The 1,767-nt window shown below is 71.9% G+C and carries 2 protein-coding genes; one reads left to right on the top strand and one right to left on the bottom strand.

The genetic code is table 11. The features are described from left to right. Positions 1-1,241: hypothetical protein (locus NON22_RS23820; protein WP_257389470.1), on the top strand; the 1,241-nt coding region annotated here is incomplete at its 5' end. Here NON22_RS23820 and NON22_RS23815 read toward each other — a convergent pair. Further along, positions 1,171-1,767 (bottom strand): glycosyltransferase (locus NON22_RS23815; RefSeq protein WP_257389469.1); only part of this gene is annotated, 597 nt, incomplete at its 5' end. The two genes, NON22_RS23820 and NON22_RS23815, sit on opposite strands and share 71 nt — an antisense overlap.

The raw sequence follows: 1,767 nt of genomic DNA, 5'->3' as shown, positions 1-1,767 counted from the left end.
GCGAGCCGGCCGGCGCGCAGCTGTTCGCGGCGGTCGTGCCGCTGCTGGCGACCGCGACGGCCGTTTTCGCCGGCATCGCGTTCTGGCGTCAGCGCGGCCGCCTGCCCGCCGTCGTCGCGGCGGCACCCGTACCGCCGCTGCCGCGCTGGCTCTGGCTGCTGTTGATTCCGATCGCGCTGCGTTTCGCCGTCGTGCTCGACGAGGCCGTGCTGCGCCCGGTGTTCGTCTGGGATGCCTGGAACGCCTGGTCGCTGAAGGCCAAGACCTGGTTCGAACTCGGCCAGGTACCGTTCGTCGATCCCTCGGTCTGGTGGCAAAGCAGCGATACGACGATGCATACCGCGCTGGCCTGGCGCTACCCGGAGCTACTAAGCCGCGTCGAACTGTGGTTCGCCGCGGCGGCCGGCGCCTGGAACGAGGGCGCGATCGCCGCGGCCTGGCCGCTGCTCTGGCTCGCGCTGATCGCCGGTTGCGCTGGGCAGTGGCGCGCGCTCGGCGTCGCGCCGGCGAGCTGCCTGGTATTCGCCTATCTGCTCGCTTCGCTGCCGCTGCTGTCGGTGCATGCGGGGTTGGCCGGCTATGCGGACCTCTGGGTCGCGGCCGTGCTGAGTTTCGCGGCGCTGAGCTGGCTGCGCTGGCTGCAGACGCAGGAAACCGGCCAGCTGCTGCTCGCCGTCGTCTGTGCGGCGCTGCTGCCGTTGCTGAAGTTCGAAGGCGTGATCTGGCTGCTCTGGCTGGTCGGCCTTGGCGTGCTCGTGGCGCTGCCGCGGCGCTGGCGCTGGCTCGGAGTCGCCGCCTCCGCGCTGCTGGTGCTGGCGGTGGTTGCGCTTTCGCTGCTGTTGCAGCTGCCGTGGCTCGCGATCGTGCGCGACACGGTCAGCGGCCTGGCCACGAGCGGCAGCGAAACCGCGCGACTGGCCGCGGCGATGGCTTTTTTCAACGGCCTGTTCGGTCAATACAACTGGCATCTGCTCTGGCCGCTGCTCGCGGGCTGCCTGATCTGGCAGCGCGAACGACTGTGGCGCGAGCGCGAGACGGGTCTGCTGGCCGTGCTGATCGGCGGCGGCCTCGCCGCGCTGGCCGTGCTGTTCGTATTCACGCCGGCTGCGAAATGGGCCGCCAGCCAGACGGCGTCGAGCCGCCTGATGCTGCACTGGGCACCGCTGGCGCTCAGTCTCGTCGCGCTGCTGCTGCGCGCTCCGCCAGCGCCTCCGCATACACCTGACGCGTCGCCGCCATGACGGCGGCCGGGCGATAGGCGTCCTGCCAGCGCCGCCGGCCGGCCTCTCCGTAGCGCTGGCGCAGTTCGGCATCGGCCGTCAACGCAGCCAGCGCAGCCTTCAGCGCGATCGCATCGCCGGTCGCGACCAGCAGGCCGGTCTGGTGGTCGCGCACGACTTCGGTGACCCCCGAGCCCGCGATCGCGCTGGCGACGCAGGGCAGCCCCGCCCGCATGGCTTCGAGCAGCACCATGCCGAAGGCCTCGGCGCGATCCAGCGACGGCAGGCAGAAGATTTCCGCCTGGGCGTAGGCCTGCTGCAGACAGGCGTCGTCGACCTGGCCGGCCAGATGGACGCGCTCGCCGAGACCCAGCCGGCGCACCTGCTCGCGCAGGACGGCCTCGCGTTCGCCGCTGCCGATCAGCAGCAGCGCGACGTCGGGCAGCTCGACCAGGCTGTCGAGCAGCACCTCGAACCCTTTGTAATGGCTGAGCCGCCCCACGGCGAGCAGCCGCCGCCGGCCGGCCGGCCACAGCGGCGCGGCCGG

The sequence above is a fragment of the Tahibacter caeni genome, assembly GCF_024609805.1.
Lineage (GTDB): Bacteria > Pseudomonadota > Gammaproteobacteria > Xanthomonadales > Rhodanobacteraceae > Tahibacter > Tahibacter caeni.
Note: the sequence above shows the minus strand (reverse complement) of the source record. Positions and strands in the feature narration are given on the sequence as shown.